This window comes from Cnuibacter sp. UC19_7 (assembly GCF_042699995.1).
In the GTDB taxonomy this organism is placed as follows: domain Bacteria; phylum Actinomycetota; class Actinomycetes; order Actinomycetales; family Microbacteriaceae; genus Cnuibacter.
This window is the reverse complement of sequence record NZ_CP170560.1, coordinates 3613882-3630281: the sequence shown is the minus strand read 5'-3', so window position 1 is coordinate 3630281 and position 16400 is coordinate 3613882. Positions and strand designations below refer to the sequence as shown.

Below are 16400 nucleotides of genomic sequence, written 5' to 3'. Positions count from 1 at the left end.
CCTTCGAGCCGGCTCAGCCCTCCGCGCGACGGCGAGCGACCTCGTAGAGGCTGACGCTCGCCGCGATGCCCGCGTTCAGCGACTCGGTCGCCGCCGAGATCGGGATCGACACGACCGCGTCGCAGGTGTCGGTGACCAGGCGCGAGAGCCCCTTGCCCTCGCTGCCCACGACCAGCACGATCGGCTGGTCGACGAGCTGCAGGTCGGGCAGCGACACATCGCCGTCGCCCGCGAGCCCGATCACGAAGACACCGCGCTGCTTCAAGGCGACGAGGGTCTGCGTGAGGTTCGACGCCATGGCGACGGGGGTGCGCGCGGCGGCGCCCGCCGACGTCTTCCACGCCGACGCCGTGACGCCCACCGACCGACGCTGCGGCACGATGACGCCGTGCCCGCCGAAGGCGGCCGTCGAGCGGATGATGGCGCCCAGGTTGCGCGGGTCGGTCACGCCGTCGAGCGCGACCAGCAGCGCGGTCTCGCCGCGGTCCTCGATCTGGTCGAGCAGGGTCTCGGGGTGCGCGTACTCGTAGGGCGGCACCTTGAGCGCGATGCCCTGGTGCACGGCGTCGGGCCCGGAGAGCCGGTCGAGCTCGGGGCGCATGACCTCGAGCACGGGGATGCCGCGCCGCGTCGCGATGGTGAGCGCCTCCTTGACCCGGTCGTCCATCTCGAGCCGCGCCGCGATGTAGAGGGTGGTCGCCGGAATCCGGGTGCGCAGCGCCTCGACCACCGAGTTGCGGCCGGTCACCAGCTCGCTGTCGTCGGTCTTCTTCACACGCCGAGCGGGGGCGGATCCGCTGCGCTGGCTGTCGCGCGCCTTCTCGGCGCTCGACCGGGCGCCGGGGCGCCCCTTGCCGCCGGCCGCGAGGAAGCGCTCGCGTGCCGCCTTGGCCTTGCCTGCGGGGTGGTACGGACGGTCCTCCGCCTTGGGGGTCGGCTTCTTGCCCTCGAGGGCCTGCCTCCCCTGCCCGCCGGAGCCGACGGCGCGGCCCTTCGACGACTTGCGGACGGCTCCCGCGCGTCCGGGCTTCTGCGACTTAGCCATCGAGACTCCAATGCGACCCCGTCGGGGTGTCTTCAATCGTGATGCCGACCGCGGCGAGATCGTCGCGGATCCGGTCTGCCGCCGCCCAGTCGCGGGCGGCACGCGCGGACTCGCGGTCGGCGACGAGGCGCTGCACCAGGGCGTCGAGCGCCCGTGCCGTCGCGTCGTCTCCGTCGTCGCCCCACTCGGGCGAGAGGGGGTTGATGCCGAGGACGTCGGTCATCGCGATGACCTCGCCGGCGGCCTTGGCCACCTCGGCGAGATCCTCGTCGTCGAGTGCGCCGTTCCCGCGGCGCACGGTCTCGTGCACGACCGCGAGAGCCTGGGGCACGCCGAGGTCGTCGTCCATGGCCTCGCGGAACTCCTCGGGGAGCACCGTGACGAGACCCTGCGCGAAGCGCGTGCCCGCCAGGCGGCGCTCGGCCCGCTCGAGGAAGCCCTCGATGCGGGAGACGGCGGCATCCGCCTCGGTGAGCGCGCCCTCGTAGTACTCGAGGGTGGACCGATAGTGGGCCGATCCGAGGAAGTAGCGGAGGACGAGCGGTCGCGCCGAGGCGATGAGCTCGGATGCGAAGACGGAGTTGCCGAGCGACTTCGACATCTTCTGACCCGCGGTCGAGACCAGGCCGTTGTGCATCCAGTACCGGGCGAAGCCGTCGCCGGCCGCGTGCGACTGGGCGAGCTCGTTCTCGTGGTGCGGGAAGCGCAGGTCGAGCCCTCCGCCGTGGATGTCGAACGTCTCGCCGAGGTACTTGGTCGACATGGCCGAGCACTCGATGTGCCAGCCCGGTCGACCCCGACCCCACGGGCTCGTCCAGGCGGCCGACTCGGGCTCGCCGGCCTTGTGCCCCTTCCACAGCGCGAAGTCGCGGATGTCCCTCTTGCCGCGCGACTCCGAATCGGCTGCGGCGGACATGTCGTCGACGTTCTGGCGGGTGAGCTCGCCGTAGGACGGCCAGCTCTTCACGTCGAAGTACACGTCGCCCGTGCCGTCGTCGGGGGCATAGGCGTGACCGCGCTCGACGAGACGCTGGATGATGGCCTGCATCTCGGGGATGCTCGCCGTGGCGCGCGGTTCGTACGTGGGAGGCAGGATGCCGAGAGCGGAGTACGCAGCGGTGAACTCAAGCTCCACCCGGTAGGCGAGCGCCCACCACTGCTCGTCGGACTCGGCCGCATTCACCAGGATCTTGTCGTCGACGTCGGTGACGTTGCGCACGAAGGTCACCGTGTATCCGCTCACCGACAGCCAGCGCCGCAGCTGGTCGTAGACCAGCGCCGACCGGAGGTGCCCGATGTGGGGCGACGACTGCACCGTCGGTCCGCAGACGTAGATGCCCGCTTCCCCGGGGACGCGAGGCTCGAAGTCGCGCAGGGCGCGTTCCTTCGAGTCGTACAGTCGCAGTGTCACTCGGACAGTCTAGGGCGACACCCCTCAGGGGCGCGGGTGTGTGACGACCAGCAGGGCGGTCGCCAGGGCGGCCAGACCCTCCCCCCGGCCCGCGAAGCCCAGACCGTCTGTGGTGGTCGCCGAGATGCTCACCGGGGCGCCGAGCAGGGCGCTCAACCGCTCCTCCGCCTCAGCCCGCCGGGGCGCGAACCTCGGCCGGTTCCCGACGATCTGCACGCTCGCATTGCCCACCGCGAAGCCCGCCTCCGTGACGAGCCGACGCGTCTCGGCGAGGAAGACCTCGCCGTGTGCACCCGCGAAGCGCGGATCGGCCGTGCCGAACGTGCTCCCCAGGTCGCCGAGGCCGGCCGCCGAGAGCAGGGCGTCGCAGAGGGCGTGCACGGCGACGTCGCCGTCACTGTGCCCCGCCAGTCCGCGCTCGCCCGCCCACTCGAGCCCGGCGAGCCAGAGCGGAGTGCCGTCATCGCCGGAGAACGCGTGCGTGTCGAACCCCTGGCCGATCCGGGGTGCCTGCGCGGCGGGGCCGGCGACGTGCTCGACGGCGCGGCGGAGGTCGTCGGGCGTGGTGATCTTGAACGACAACGGATCCCCTTCGACGGTGAGGACGGAATGGCCCGCGTCGACCACGACGCCGGCGTCGTCGGTGACGTCGACCTGGGCCACCCGGTACGCGGCCACCAGGGTCTCGCGCGGGAAGCCCTGCGGCGTCTGCACGGCACGCAGGCGGGCACGGTCGACCGTGCCCGTGACCAGCTCGCCCTCGTCGACGCTCTTCACGGTGTCGACGACGGGCATGGCGGGGATCACGCCCCCGCCGGTCGCACGCACCGACTCGATCACGCGGGCGAACACCGCCGTCGGGGTGAAGGCGCGCGCGGCGTCGTGGACGAGCACCACCTCGGCCGTCTCGGCGACGAGATCGAGGCCGCGGACGACCGACTCCTGACGAGTCGCCCCGCCGACGACGACATGACGGCCGACGAGCCCGTCGTGACGCTCGAGGATGGCGGAGGCCTCCGCCTCATGACCCGCGGGCACGACGACAACGACCTCCACCGGCTCGTCGAGCCGATGCAGCGGGTCGAGCGAACGATCGAGGACCGTGCGCCCGCCGACGTCGACGAACGCCTTGGCGCGCGACTGACCCAGCCGAGAGCCGGATCCCGCCGCGACGACGATGACGGCCACCCTCGCAGACACGCGAGAGCCTGCTGCCGTCAGGAGGCGAGCACCTCGTCGAGCACGAGCGACGCCTTCTCCTCGTCGGTCTTCTCGGCGAGAGCGAGCTCGGAGATCAGGATCTGGCGAGCCTTCGCGAGCATGCGCTTCTCGCCCGCCGACAGGCCGCGGTCCTGGTCACGGCGCCACAGGTCGCGCACGACCTCGCTCACCTTGATGACGTCGCCCGAGGCGAGCTTCTCGAGGTTGGCCTTGTACCGGCGCGACCAGTTGGTGGGCTCCTCCGTGAACGGGGCGCGCAGCACCTCGAAGACCTTGTCGAGGCCCTCCTTGCCGATGACGTCGCGCACGCCGACCAGGTCGACGTTGTCTGCCGGGACCTCGATCGTCAGGTCGCCCTGCGTGACGCGCAGCTTGAGGTAGATCTTCTCCTCGCCCTTGATCACTCGGGTCTTCACCTCGGAGATGGTGGCAGCTCCGTGGTGGGGGTAGACGACGGTTTCTCCGACTTCGAAAAGCATGTAGGACGTCCTTCCAGCGGCATACAGTCTACCACAGCGGCCCCCAGGTAAGGGTCACCTAACAAGCTGGTCGGCACCCGGACGGTATGCTGAACGCACAGCGCCCTCACCCTGAAGGAGTCCTTGTGCGAAGCCGCTTCGCGTCCATCGCCGTGGTCGCCACGCTCGTCACCTTCGGCACCGCCGGATGCGCGTTCATCACGCCCCAGGCGACCACCTACGAGGTCGAGACGTCCGATGGTGTCAACGCCGACGTGGGCGACATCTCCATCCGCAACGCCACCCTCATCAGCGACGACGAGGGCGAGCTGGCCAGCATGCTGGTCTCGTTCGTCAGCACCTCGCAGTCCGACGAGCTGCTCACCGTCCAGTACGAGGACTCGACCGGCAAGCGGGTCTCGCAGAAGGTGTCGGTGGCCGGAAAGCAGGCCATCTCGAGCTTCGGCGGCAAGGACGGCGACCAGATCCTGCTCGAGAACGTCTCGAAGCCCGGTTCGCTCTTCCCCGTCTTCTTCCAGTACGGCAGCGAGGAGGGCCAGCAGGTCCTGGTGCCCGTGCTCAACGACTCCCTCCCGGAGTACTCGGGGCTGGCCCCCACCCCGAGCCCGTCGCCGACCCCGCGTCCCACGACCCCCGCGACGACGACGCCCACTCCCGTTCCCACGAACCCCGACACCGACTCGAACTCGGGCGAGTGACGCACGATCCACGCTGACGAGGAAGGCCCCGCACCCGATCGGTGCGGGGCCTTCCTCGTTCCCGGGTGTCCTCGCTGCTCGAGCCTCAGGCCTCGAAGCGGTAGCCCAGCCCGCGCACGGTGACGAGCAGCTCCGGTTCGGACGGCGTGCGCTCGATCTTCGAGCGGATGCGCTTGATGTGCACGTCGAGCGTCTTGGTGTCGCCGAAGTAGTCCGATCCCCAGACCCGGTCGATGAGCTGTCCGCGGGTGAGCACGCGCCCGGCGTTGCGCAGCAGCAGCTCGAGCAGCTCGAACTCCTTCAGCGGCATCGCCACCTCCGAGCCGTTGACCGACACAGTGTGGCGCTCCACGTCCATCGACACCGGACCCGCGCTGAGCAGCTGCTCGCTCTCGTCCTGGGCGTCCACCTGGCGGCGCAGCACGGCACGGATGCGCGCCAGCAGCTCCCGGGTCGAGTACGGCTTCGTCACGTAGTCGTCGGCGCCGAGCTCGAGACCCACGACGATGTCGATCTCGGAGTCCTTCGCGGTGAGCATGATGATCGGCACCGAGGAGCGGGTGCGGATCTCGCGGCACACCTCGGTGCCCGAGATGCCGGGGATCATGAGGTCGAGCAGGATGATGTCGACGCCGCCGCGGTCGAACTCGCTGAGCGCGCTGGGGCCGTCGGGCGCCACGGTGACCCCGTAGCCCTCCCGCCGCAGCAGGTAGCTCAGCGGCTCGCTGAGGGCCGCCTCGTCCTCGACGAGAAGGATGTGCGTCATGCTCTGTCTCCTTGCGCTGCGGAGGCGTGGGTGTCCGCCTCGGGAAGTCTGATGGTGAAGGTCGAACCCTTGCCGGGCTGGGACCAGGCGCGGATGTCGCCGCCGTGGTTCTGCACGACGTGCTTGACGATGCTGAGCCCGAGCCCGGTGCCGCCCGTGTTGCGTGATCGGGCCTGATCGACGCGGAAGAAGCGCTCGAAGACGCGGGGCAGGTCGTCCTCGGCGATGCCGATGCCCTGGTCGGTGACGGCGATCTCGGCCACACCGGCGTCCAGCCTCACGCCGATGCCGATGCGGCTGCCGTCGGGCGAGTACTGCACGGCGTTGGCGATCAGGTTGTGCACCGCGAGCGTGAGCAGGGCCTCGTCGCCCCGGACGGTGACCTTCTTCTTGCCGCCCACGGCGAGCTCCATCCCCCTGGCGTCGGCCGCGACGTGGTTCTGGTCGACGGCGGAGGAGATGACGTGGTCGAGCCGGACGTCCTCGGCGGTCGCGAGAGTGTCGACGGCCTGCAGCCGCGACAGCTCGATGATCTCGAGCGTGAGCCTCGACAGCCGGCCGGCCTCGCTCTCCATCCGGCCGGCGAAGCGTCGCACCTGCTCGGGGTCGTCGGCCGCCATCTCGAGCGCCTCCGCCAGCAGGGTGATGGCGCCGATCGGCGTCTTGAGCTCGTGGCTGATGTTCGCGATGAAGTCGCGGCGCACCTCCTCGAGCCGGTGCGCCTCGGTGCGGTCGTCGGCGAGCACCAGGATGAACCGCGTGCCGAGCCGCGCGACCCTCACGTGCATCCAGATCTGCGCCTCGCTGAAGGGCCCCCGCGCCAGTGCGAGGTCGTCGGTGATCGGCTCGCCCTCCTTGACGACCTGGATGAGGTGCGCCGCGATCTCTTCGTGCACGAGGCGTCCCTGACGGATCAGGCCGTACTGCTCGGCCTTCGGCGTGGCCATGAGCACGTTGCCGGAGGGGTCGAGCACGATGCCGGCCGACTCGATCGCGTCGAGCGCCTGCTCCACCCCGTCGGGCACGGCCGCTGAGGTGATCGACGCCGCGAGCTCGCCCTTGCGTCTGGCCCACTCGACGACGAGCACGAAGCCCGAGCCGACGACGAGCCCCAATACCAAGGACGACAGCACCAACCAGCCTGTCTCCATGACGATTACACTAATTCGTCTGGCGAGGGCGCTTCTGCGCCTTTGCCTCGCCGGAGCCGTCCATTCGAAGAGTGTTCACCATAACCACACTCTTCGTTCACACGGCGTGGCGAGGATTGCCTGGCTGGCGCCCTGTGCGGCGCCTTCACCGCGCGCGCTGGGCGTGCGGTCGGACAGAAAGGTCCACACGCATGCGTGAGGTATTCCAGCAGGAGCTCCGAGAGGTTCAGGAGCGCCTGATCGAGATCTCGAAGCTCGTCGAGGTGGCCATCCAGAAGGCCACGAAGGCGTTCAACGACTCCGACGTGAGCATGGCCGAGTCGGTCATCGCCGACGACGCGAAGATCGACGCCCTGGCCGCCGGGCTCGACGAGCTCGCCATCGGCATCCTGGCCCTGCAGCAGCCGGTCGCCCGAGACCTGCGCGTCGTCGTCACCGCCCTCCGGGTGAGCGCCTCGCTCGAGCGGATGGGCGACATCGCCGAGCACATCGCGCAGCTGGCCCGCTACCGCTACCCCGACAAGGTGGTGAAGAAGGTGCTGCGCTCCACGTTCGCCGAGATGGGCGAGCTCGACGTCACCGTCGCGGCGAAGCTCACCGAGCTGCTCGCCTCGGAGGACCTCGAGATCCTCGAGCAGATGCGCGACATCGACGACCGCATCGACGAGCTGCACGTCTCGGTGTTCGACGCCGTGCTCGGCGCCACCTGGCAGGGCGAGGCCGTCGACACGGTCGACGTGACCCTCGCGAGCCGCTACCACGAGCGCTTCGCCGACCACGCGATCTCGATCGCGAAGAAGGTCCAGTACCTCGTCAACGGCGACTGGCCCGCCCCCGGCGAGGGCTGACCCCGCTCCCCCACGCCGAACAGCGAGAAGGCGCCCCTCCGGTCGGTCCGGAAGGGCGCCTTCTCGCCGTTCGGCGGGTTGTCCGTCGAGCGAGACTACCTCGAGCCGGAGCCCTGCGCGGCGACCGCGGCGGCGCCGGCGGCGGCCGCCTCGGGGTCGAGGTACTCGCCCGGGGCGATCGGCGCGAACGACTCGTCGAGGCGGTAGACCAGCGGGATGCCCGTGGGGATGTTGAGCTCGGCGATGTCGTCGTCGGAGATGCCGTCGAGGTGCTTCACGAGGGCGCGCAACGAGTTGCCGTGGGCGGTGACGAGCACGGTCCGGCCGGCGGCCAGGTCGACCGTGATGTCGGAGAACCAGTAGGGCAGCATCCGGTCGATGACGTCCTTCAGGCACTCGGTGCGGGGCAGGTCGTCGCCGAGGTCGGCGTAACGGGGGTCGCCGAACTGCGACCACTGGTCGTCGTCGGCGATGGGGGGCGGCGGCACGTCGAAGGAGCGGCGCCACACCTTGAACTGCTCGGCGCCGTACTCCTCGAGCGTCTGCGCCTTGTCCTTCCCCTGCAGCGCGCCGTAGTGGCGCTCGTTGAGCCGCCAGGAGCGCTTCACGTCGATCCACAGCCGGTCGGCCTCGGCGAGCGCGAGGTCGGCGGTCTGGATGGCCCGGGTTAGCCGCGACGTGTAGAGCACGTCGGGCAGGAGACCCGACTCAGCCAGCAGCTGTCCGGCGCGCTTGGCCTCGCCGATGCCCTGCTCGCTGAGTCGCACGTCGACCCAGCCGGTGAACAGGTTCTTCTGGTTCCACTCGCTGTTGCCATGGCGCAAGAGGATGAGGGTGTACGGCTCAGTAGGCATGTACCGATTCTACGGTTCAGGGCGTGTTTGGATGGGGTCATGCCGATCGGCGAGATCACCAGGGGGACGACCGGCACCAACCGGCTGCGACGGGTCGACCGCTGGATCGCCGAGCTCGACGTCCTGCGGCGGACGGACGACCCTCTCGTGGTCGACCTCGGCTACGGCGCCAGCGGCGTGACCGCGTTCGAGCTGCAGGCGCGCCTGGCGCGCGTGCGACCGGATGTCGAGGTCCTCGGGCTCGAGATCGCGCCCGAGCGGGTGGCGCGCGCGACGTCGCAGCTGGCGGATGTGCGCGACGGCCGGAGCACGTTCGCTCGCGACGCCGCGGTGTCGTTCGCCGTGGGCGGGTTCGAGGTGCCGACGCCCGAGGGCAGGCGGCCCGCCGTCATCCGCGCCTTCAACGTGCTGCGCCAGTACGCCGAGGCCGACGTCGCCCCCGCCTGGGAGCGCATGACCTCGCGGCTGCAGCCCGGCGGCGTGCTGGTCGAGGGCACCTGCAACGAGATCGGCAGGGTGTGCAGCTGGGTGGCGGTGAACACGGAGGGCCCGCGAACCTTCTCGCTGTCGCTCCGGCTGACGGATCTCGACCGCCCGTCCGTGGTGGCCGAGCGGCTCCCCAAGGCGCTCATCCACCGCAACGTGCCGGGCGAGCGCATCCACGTCCTCCTCGTCGACCTCGACCGGGCCTGGCAGCACAACGCCGCCCTGGCCACGTACGGGCCGGGTCAGCGATGGCTGGCGGCGGTCGACGCGCTGCGGGCCGGCGGGTGGCCCGTGCTCAGCACACGGCGCCGTCTGCGCCTCGGCGAGCTCACCCTGCCCTGGGACGCGGTCGCACCCGCCTGAGCGCAGCGCGCGTACCCGTCAGCGCCGGCGCCGACCCAGCTTGGGCAGCGAGATGCGGCCCACCGCGGCGCCGGCATCCGGCGGGACGATCGTCTGCTGCGCCGCCGCGACCTCGCCCTCCCCGGTGCGCACCACGAGGGGTGCGTCGACGGGGGTCGACCGACGGAGCACCGCGAGCGCGATCGGTCCCCACTCGAAGTGCGTCGCGACGCTGGTGACGCGGCCCACGGCGTCGGCCCCCGCCTCGGCGGGCGCCACCTCGTCGCCCGGGGCGGGCAGCACGGCGTCGGCCCCGTCGAGGTGCAGCATCACGAGCCGACGCGGCGGGTGGCCGAGGTTGTGCACCTTGGCCACGGTCTCCTGGCCCCGGTAGCAGCCCTTCGCGAGGTGGACGGCCGACCGCATCCAGTCGAGCTCGTGCGGGATGGTGCGCTCGTCGACCTCGGTGGCCCAGCGCGGCCGCCAGGCCGCGACGCGCAGCGCCTCCGCCGCGAGGACGCCGGAGGCGTCCAGCCTCCCGTCGGCGACCGCGGCCACCAGCTCGGGCAGCCGCACGCGCGGCACCAGGGTCTCGCGCCAGGCCCACTCGGCGGCGGGATGCTCGTCGGACTGCGCGTACTGCACACCTCCAGCCACGAGCTCGGACCAGGGGTCGCGCCAGCTCAGCACGACATCGCCGGTCGTCTCGGCCACGGCGGCGAGCTCGGCCGGGAGGTCGCCGTCGGCGGTCATCGACCCGATCGTGGCGAGGTCGGCGGATCGGTCGGCCACCTCGACACGCAGCATGAACCGCATCCGGTCGAGCCAGGCGGCGAGCGAGGCGGTCTCGGCGGCCTCGACGAGCAGCCACGCTGTCATCCCGTCGTCGACCAGCCGGATGGCGTGCTCGACGTGACCCTGCGCATCGAGCAGCAGAGTCTCGGCGGAGTCGCCGGCGACCAGATCGCGGATGCTCTGGCTGGTCATCGAGTCGAGCCAGCTCAGACGGTCGGGGCCCGACACCGCGACGACGCCGCGAGCGGAGAGGTCGACGATCGCGCCCCGCTCGCTCACGAGCCGGCGCTGCTCGACGAGAGGGTTGCCGTAGTGGGCGGGGACACCCTCGTCGGCTCCCTCGGAGCGCACGGCGCCCGGGAGGGCGAGGAACGGCGAGTCCATCTCTCAGTCGACCTTGGCGAGGCGCGCCGAGGCGTGGGTGCGGATGCTCTGCCCCAGGGCCGCGATGTCCCATGCCCAGAGCAGGTGCCCCTCGACCAGCCCGTACATGCGGGTCGCGGCGGAGTACTCCTTCGCGGTCGCCGAGCGCAGCACGGCGTCGGTCGCGAGGTCGATGCGCGGGCCGGCGACCCGGCCGAGGTAGAGCTCGCTCACGCCCGTGGGGTGGAGGATCGAGGCCTCGACCTCGAAGTCGCCGCCCGAGGTGCGGAGGGCCTCGACCGACTGGGCGGTCGTGAAGGGGCGGGCGCCCACGCCGGGCAGCATGCCCGGACCGGGGTCGCCCTCGAGCGCGGTCCGGCTCAGCCGCCAGTAGCCCGACTCCGCCGTGAGCGGCATCGTCTCGATCGAGGGGGTGGGATCGGCCGCGTCGGCGTCACCCTCCTCGGGCTCGGCCGCGTCGGCCTTCGGCTGCGTGGGCAGCAGCCACGCGAACGAGCTGTAGTTGAGGTACGGCAGTCCGTCGTGGCTGAAGCTCACGCGCTGACCGAACTCGTGGGTGACGTGCTCCTCGCCGACCACGTAGTCGATGACGCCGGTGCCCTCCCAGACGCCGAGGAGCCACGACAGCGGCACCAGCTCGGCGGGCAGTCCTGTGGGGATCTCGATCATCTGCCGATCCCCCCGCGTCAGCGCTGGCCGCGGAAGAGCTTGTAGACGACCGTGCCGGAGACCCAGGCGATCGCGAGGCTGGCGAGTCCGAGCAGACCGACGAACAGCAGTTCGAGAGCGACGTACATGCCCTCGATCCTAGCCGTTCCCTCCGGAGGTCAGGCCGGGGGCAGGAGGAGCGCGACGGCGGTCGCGAGCAGGAGGAGCACGACCGCTCCGCCGAGGCTCGCCGAGACGCGGTCGACGAAGCCGCGTCGCACCGGGATGAGCAGCTGCACCGCGAACGTGACGACGAGCACCGCCCCCAGCACGATCGGCATGAAGACGAGGTGGTCCTGGCGCGGCACGAGCACCAGCACGACCACCGCACCGAGGAGCGTGACGGCCCACACCGGCAGGGCGCTCCTCAGCAGCAGATTCACGCTCCCATTCTGCCCGATAGGATGGGCGTCAGTCTCATCGGGAGGACTGTTCGTGGCGCAGCTGTTGATCCTGACCTCGACGGTCGACCGCGAGGTGCTGCCCGCGCTGTCCCTCCTCAGCCACCGCACGAGGCAGATCCCGGCCGAGCCGTCGCAGCTGGTCAACACCCCGAACTGCGACCTCATCTTCGTCGACGCACGGCACGACCTCGCCAGCGCCCGGTCGCTCTGCAAGATCCTCAGCTCGACCGGCGTCGGCGTCCCCGTCGTCCTCGTGCTCACCGAAGGCGGGCTCACCGCCGTCAGCGCCGAGTGGGGCGCCTCCGATGTCGTGCTCGAGTCGGCCGGCCCGGCCGAGGTCGACACGCGCATCCGGCTCTCGATCGGCCGCCAGGTGCAGGATCAGTCGACCTCCAAGATCCAGGCCTCCGGTGTCGTCATCGACGAGGCCAGCTACTCGGCCCGGGTGCACGGTCGTCCGCTCGACCTCACCTTCAAGGAGTTCGAGCTGCTGCGCTTCTTCGCGATGCACCCCTCGAGGGTGTTCACCCGCGAGCAGCTGCTCAGCGAGGTGTGGGGCTACGACTACTTCGGAGGCACCCGCACCGTCGACGTCCACGTCCGGCGGCTGCGCGCCAAGCTCGGCGACCTCGAGTCGCTGATCGGCACCGTGCGCAACGTCGGCTACCGCTTCAACTTCTTCGAGGACGACGATGACCGGCCGGCTCAGCCTCTCGCTCAGTGACCCTGCCCAGGGTGGCGAGGCACTCGAGCACCTAGTGTCGCGGGCGGTGCTCGTCGACGGCCAGCCGCCGTTCAACGATCAGGCCCTCGTCGAGGTGATGACCGGCGAGCGCAGCCTCCTGCTCGCCGAGTCCGACGGCACCACCATCGGGGCGGCCGTGCTGTCGGGCGACGAGCTCGAGCTGGTCGTCGATCCGGAGTGGCGTCAGGAGGGGTTCGGCGCACGCCTGGTCGAGCTGGTCCTGCAGAGCCGCCCCGCCTCGACCCTGCTGGCCTGGGCGCACGGCGATCACCCCGCGGCGCGGCACCTCGCCGCCCGCTACCGCTTCGAGCCCATCCGCACGCTCTACCAGCTGCGGCGCGAGCTCTCCGAGCCGGGGGTCGACGTCCCCGCGCCGGACGGCTACCGCCTCGCCTCCTTCGACGCGGCCGGCGATCTCGACGACTGGGTCGGCCTCAACGCCGTCGTCTTCCGGTCGCATCCGGAGCAGGGCCGGATCACGGCCGACGACGTGCGGGCCCGGATGCGCGAGGACTGGTTCGACGCGGGCGACTTCCTCCTCCTCCGACAGGGCGGCGAGCTCGCCGGGTACATCTGGCTGAAGATCGAGCCCGGCGACGAGGTGGGCGAGGTGTACGTGGTGGGCGTCTCCCCCGACCACGCCGGACGAGGGCTCGGACGCTTCCTCACCCGGGCGGGTCTGGCACGGCTCGCCGAGCGGGGCGTCCGGCACGCGGCCCTCTACGTCGACGGCGACAACACCGCCGCGATGTCGCTCTACCGCTCCCTCGGATTCACCGACCACACGGTCGACGTGCAGTACCGTCGCGACGCCCCGCGCGCATCCTGAACCGCCCCGCGGACGGGGCCTCGACGGCCCGCCCCCGGATGACATGATGGACGCATGGACGACGACCAGATCTCGCTCGACGCCGGGATCGTGACCGACTTCGACGACGAGTACGACGAGCTCGCCCTGGCCGCCGACGGCTCGCCGCTCCCCGACCAGCGCTACCTCGATCGCGAGCTCAGCTGGCTGGCCTTCAACCAGCGTGTGCTCGAGCTGGCGGAGGATCCGACGATCCCCGTCCTCGAGCGAGCGAACTTCCTGGCCATCTTCGCCAGCAACCTCGACGAGTTCTTCATGGTGCGCGTCGCCGGCCTCAAACGCCGGATCGCCACGGGCCTCGCCGTGCCCACCAACGTGGGGCGCCGCCCGTCCGACGTGCTCGAGGACATCTCGGTCGCCGCCCACCGGCTGCAGGAGCGGCACGCCCGCGCCTACCAGGACCTCGTGAAGCCCGCCCTCGACGACGCCGGCGTCCACATCGTCGACTGGGCCTCGCTCGACGACGACGACCGGGCGCACCTCCGCGAGGTGTTCAGCCAGCAGATCTTCCCCGTGCTGATGCCGCTCGCGGTCGACCCGGCGCATCCGTTCCCCTACATCTCGGGCCTCTCGCTGAACCTCTCCGTCCGGGTGCGCAACGCCAAGACCGGCCGCGAGGAGTTCGCCCGCGTCAAGGTGCCCCCGGTGCTCGGCCGATTCATCCGCGTCGACCCCGCCGAGTCGGTGGGCGACGTGCGCTTCCTCCCCCTCGAGGACCTCATCGCGAACCACCTCGGCGACCTGTTCGCCGGCATGGAGGTCATCGAGCACCACGTGTTCCGGGTGACCCGCAACGAGGACGTCGAGGTCGAGGAGGACGAGACCGAGAACCTCATCCAGGCCCTCGAGAAGGAGCTGCTGCGTCGCCGCTTCGGGCCCCCCATCCGCCTCGAGATCACCGCCGACATGGATGCGGTGACGCTCGACCTGATCGTGCGCGAGCTCGACATCACCGAGCAGGAGGTCTATCGCCTGCCCGCTCCCCTCGACCTCGGCGGGCTGTTCGACCTCACCCGCATCGAGCGTCCCGACCTCAAGTACCCCAAGCACGTGCCGACCACCGCGGCGCAACTGCTCCCGCCCGAGCCCAACACGAAGGCCGACGTCTTCAAGGCGATCGCGCGCGGCGACGTGCTGGTGCACCACCCGTACGAGTCGTTCGCGACGAGCGTGCAGGCCTTCCTCGAGCAGGCCGCGGCCGATCCCGACGTGCTGGCGATCAAGCAGACCCTCTACCGCACCTCCGGCGACAGCCCCATCGTCGAGGCGCTCATCGACGCGGCCGAGGCCGGCAAGCAGGTGCTCGCCCTGGTCGAGATCAAGGCGCGGTTCGACGAGCAGGCCAACATCAGCTGGGCGCGCAAGCTCGAGAAGGCGGGCGTGCACGTCGTCTACGGCCTGGTCGGGCTCAAGACGCACTGCAAGCTGGCGCTCGTCGTGCGGCAGGAGAAGGGGCGCCTGCGCCACTACAGCCACATCGGCACCGGCAACTACAACCCGAAGACCTCGCGCATCTACGAGGACCTGGGCCTCCTCACCGCCGACGACCAGGTCGGCAAGGACCTCACCCGGCTCTTCAACGAGCTCTCCGGATACGCGATCGAGAAGAAGTTCCGGCGCCTTCTGGTCGCCCCGCTCCACCTCCGCAAGGGCCTCCTCAAGCTGATCGCCAAGGAGGAGGCGAACGCCCTCGCGGGCAAGCCCTCCGGCATCCGCATCAAGGTCAACTCGATCGTCGACGAGGCCATCATCGACGGCCTCTACCGGGCCAGCCAGGCCGGCGTGCCCATCGACATCTGGGTGCGCGGCATCTGCGGCCTCAAGCCCGGGCAGCCCGGGCTCTCCGAGACGATCCGCGTGCGGTCGATCCTCGGCCGCTACCTCGAGCACTCGCGCGTCTTCTCGTTCGTCAACGACGGCGACCCACAGGTGTACATCGGCAGCGCCGACATGATGCACCGCAACCTCGACCGGCGCGTCGAGGCGCTCGTCCGCCTGGTCGACCCGGCCCATCTCCGCGAGATCGAGGGACTGTTCCAGCTCGCGATGAGCGAGGGCACCGCATCCTGGGCGCTCGACTCCGACGGCACCTGGACCAGGCACGACCACGACGCGGAGGGCGTCCCCCTCGTCGACATGCAGGACGAGCTCATGATCCAGATCAGCCGTCGCAAGCGACCGGGCACCACGCGGTGACGGTCTACGCCGCAGGCGCCGTCTGCTGGAGGATCGTCGACGGCCGGCTGATGGTGCTGGTCGTTCACCGCACGACCCACCGCGACGTCTCGCTGCCCAAGGGCAAGGTCGATCCCGGCGAGACCCTCCCGGTCACCGCGGTGCGCGAGGTCGCGGAGGAGACGGGGCTCTCCGTCCACCTCGGCGTTCCCCTGGGCGTCACCAACTACACCATGCCCAACGGCCGCGAGAAGGTGGTGCACTACTGGGCGGCCGAGGTGACCGACACCCAGGTGAAGGCGTCGCGCTTCAAGCCCAACGCCGAGATCGCCGGTCTCGAGTGGCTCCCCGTCGACACCGCCATCGCCTCCCTCACCTACGACCGCGACGGGGAGATCGTGGCCCGGCTGCGGATGCTCGCGGAGCAGGGCGTGACCCGCACGTTCGCGATCATCGCCCTGCGACACGCCAAGGCCGTGCCCGCCTGGGAGTTCTCCGGCTCCGACGCCGACCGCCCGCTCACCGAGCGCGGTCGGGGCGAGGCCAAGCAGATCGTCCCCACCCTCAGCGCCTACGCCCCCACGCGCCTGGTGAGCAGCACCGCCCGCCGCTGCCGCCAGACGATCTCGCCGATCGCGAAGGCCCTCTCGCTCGAGGTGCGTCTCACCGACGCCATCGCGCAGGACGCCTACGAGGCCGGGACCTCCGACGTGCGAGGTGAGGTCGAGAAGCGGCTGCGCAAGAAGCGCACCGCCGTGCTGTGCAGCCACGGCCCGGTGCTGCCGGAGATCGTGCGCGAGATCGCACTGACCACCGGGACGGAGCGGGCCGCGACGGTGTCGCGCTCCGGCGACCTCCCCGTGGGCGGCTTCAGCGTCGTGCACCTGTCGGCGGATCAGCCGACCTCGGGCATCATCACCATCGAGTCCCACTCCCCTCAGGGCTGACCCCCGGAGTCGACCCTCAGGGCAGCCCTTCCGATCGGAGACCTCCGTTTACCTTCCGTTCACCCGGAGGAAG

At 70.8% G+C, this 16400-nt stretch carries 17 protein-coding genes; 7 read left to right on the top strand and 10 right to left on the bottom strand.

What is annotated here, in order from left to right:
• Positions 1-13 precede the first annotated feature (13 nt).
• The 4 genes from rlmB to ACFJGV_RS17435 are packed head-to-tail and all read right to left on the bottom strand — an operon-like array spanning position 14 to position 4156.
• Positions 14-1045 carry a 23S rRNA (guanosine(2251)-2'-O)-methyltransferase RlmB gene (rlmB, locus tag ACFJGV_RS17450; RefSeq protein WP_378145365.1) on the bottom strand — a complete coding sequence of 344 codons (1032 nt, stop codon included), beginning with the start codon at positions 1043-1045 and terminating at the stop codon, positions 14-16.
• A complete protein-coding gene (gene cysS, locus ACFJGV_RS17445) occupies positions 1038-2456 on the bottom strand; it encodes a cysteine--tRNA ligase (protein ID WP_378145363.1) in 1419 nt (472 codons plus the stop codon). Before cysS ends, rlmB begins: the two co-directional genes overlap by 8 nt.
• A 24-nt stretch (positions 2457-2480) precedes the next feature.
• Entirely contained in the window at positions 2481-3656 is a 1176-nt protein-coding gene (gene ispD / locus ACFJGV_RS17440; RefSeq protein ID WP_378145362.1) for a 2-C-methyl-D-erythritol 4-phosphate cytidylyltransferase, read from the bottom strand.
• 17 nt (positions 3657-3673) lie between these two features.
• On the bottom strand, positions 3674-4156 hold the full coding sequence (locus ACFJGV_RS17435) for a CarD family transcriptional regulator (RefSeq protein ID WP_085018851.1): 483 nt from the start codon (positions 4154-4156) through the stop codon (positions 3674-3676).
• A gap of 125 nt (positions 4157-4281) precedes the next feature.
• Between ACFJGV_RS17435 and ACFJGV_RS17430 the strand changes: the two genes are divergently transcribed.
• Complete coding sequence (locus tag ACFJGV_RS17430; RefSeq protein WP_378145361.1) at positions 4282-4854, top strand: hypothetical protein; 573 nt, start codon at positions 4282-4284, stop codon at positions 4852-4854.
• A gap of 85 nt (positions 4855-4939) precedes the next feature.
• On the opposite strand, the gene ACFJGV_RS17425 is transcribed toward ACFJGV_RS17430, so the two are convergent.
• Complete coding sequence (locus ACFJGV_RS17425; RefSeq protein WP_378145359.1) at positions 4940-5620, bottom strand: response regulator; 681 nt, start codon at positions 5618-5620, stop codon at positions 4940-4942.
• Positions 5617-6771: a sensor histidine kinase gene (locus tag ACFJGV_RS17420; protein ID WP_378145357.1), complete on the bottom strand. Its 1155-nt coding sequence runs from the start codon at positions 6769-6771 to the stop codon at positions 5617-5619. Before ACFJGV_RS17420 ends, ACFJGV_RS17425 begins: the two co-directional genes overlap by 4 nt.
• Positions 6772-6962: 191 nt before the next feature.
• Here ACFJGV_RS17420 and phoU point away from each other — a divergent pair, with 191 nt between their 5' ends.
• Positions 6963-7619 (top strand): phosphate signaling complex protein PhoU, encoded by a 657-nt coding sequence (gene phoU / locus ACFJGV_RS17415; RefSeq protein WP_378145356.1) that lies wholly within the window; start codon positions 6963-6965, stop codon positions 7617-7619.
• Between the two features lie 95 nt (positions 7620-7714).
• On the opposite strand, the gene ACFJGV_RS17410 is transcribed toward phoU, so the two are convergent.
• Positions 7715-8473 carry a phosphoglyceromutase gene (locus ACFJGV_RS17410; protein WP_378145354.1) on the bottom strand — a complete coding sequence of 253 codons (759 nt, stop codon included), beginning with the start codon at positions 8471-8473 and terminating at the stop codon, positions 7715-7717.
• Positions 8474-8512: 39 nt separating this feature from the next.
• Between ACFJGV_RS17410 and ACFJGV_RS17405 the strand changes: the two genes are divergently transcribed.
• Entirely contained in the window at positions 8513-9322 is an 810-nt protein-coding gene (locus ACFJGV_RS17405; RefSeq protein ID WP_378145352.1) for a class I SAM-dependent methyltransferase, read from the top strand.
• A gap of 18 nt (positions 9323-9340) precedes the next feature.
• Here ACFJGV_RS17405 and ACFJGV_RS17400 read toward each other — a convergent pair whose 3' ends face one another.
• From ACFJGV_RS17400 to ACFJGV_RS17390, 3 genes are all read right to left on the bottom strand, one after another.
• Positions 9341-10480 carry a YgfZ/GcvT domain-containing protein gene (locus ACFJGV_RS17400; RefSeq protein WP_378145350.1) on the bottom strand — a complete coding sequence of 380 codons (1140 nt, stop codon included), beginning with the start codon at positions 10478-10480 and terminating at the stop codon, positions 9341-9343.
• Positions 10481-10483: 3 nt separating this feature from the next.
• Complete coding sequence (locus ACFJGV_RS17395) at positions 10484-11149, bottom strand: FABP family protein (protein WP_378145349.1); 666 nt, start codon at positions 11147-11149, stop codon at positions 10484-10486.
• A gap of 158 nt (positions 11150-11307) precedes the next feature.
• Positions 11308-11571, bottom strand: coding sequence for a hypothetical protein (locus ACFJGV_RS17390; RefSeq protein ID WP_378145347.1), 264 nt, complete (start codon positions 11569-11571; stop codon positions 11308-11310).
• Between the two features lie 52 nt (positions 11572-11623).
• On the opposite strand from ACFJGV_RS17390, the gene ACFJGV_RS17385 reads away from it, so the two are divergent.
• From ACFJGV_RS17385 to ACFJGV_RS17370, 4 genes are read left to right on the top strand one after another with little or no spacing between them, the layout of a single operon-like run.
• Entirely contained in the window at positions 11624-12316 is a 693-nt protein-coding gene (locus ACFJGV_RS17385; RefSeq protein WP_378145345.1) for a winged helix-turn-helix domain-containing protein, read from the top strand.
• Positions 12285-13166, top strand: a complete 882-nt coding sequence (gene mshD / locus ACFJGV_RS17380) for a mycothiol synthase (RefSeq protein WP_378145343.1) — start codon at positions 12285-12287, stop codon at positions 13164-13166. Before ACFJGV_RS17385 ends, mshD begins: the two co-directional genes overlap by 32 nt.
• 54 nt (positions 13167-13220) lie before the next feature.
• Positions 13221-15401, top strand: coding sequence for an RNA degradosome polyphosphate kinase (locus tag ACFJGV_RS17375; protein ID WP_378145342.1), 2181 nt, complete (start codon positions 13221-13223; stop codon positions 15399-15401).
• Complete coding sequence (locus tag ACFJGV_RS17370) at positions 15398-16327, top strand: NUDIX domain-containing protein (RefSeq protein ID WP_378145341.1); 930 nt, start codon at positions 15398-15400, stop codon at positions 16325-16327. The genes ACFJGV_RS17375 and ACFJGV_RS17370 overlap by 4 nt, the downstream gene beginning before the upstream one ends.
• Positions 16328-16400: the final 73 nt, after the last annotated feature.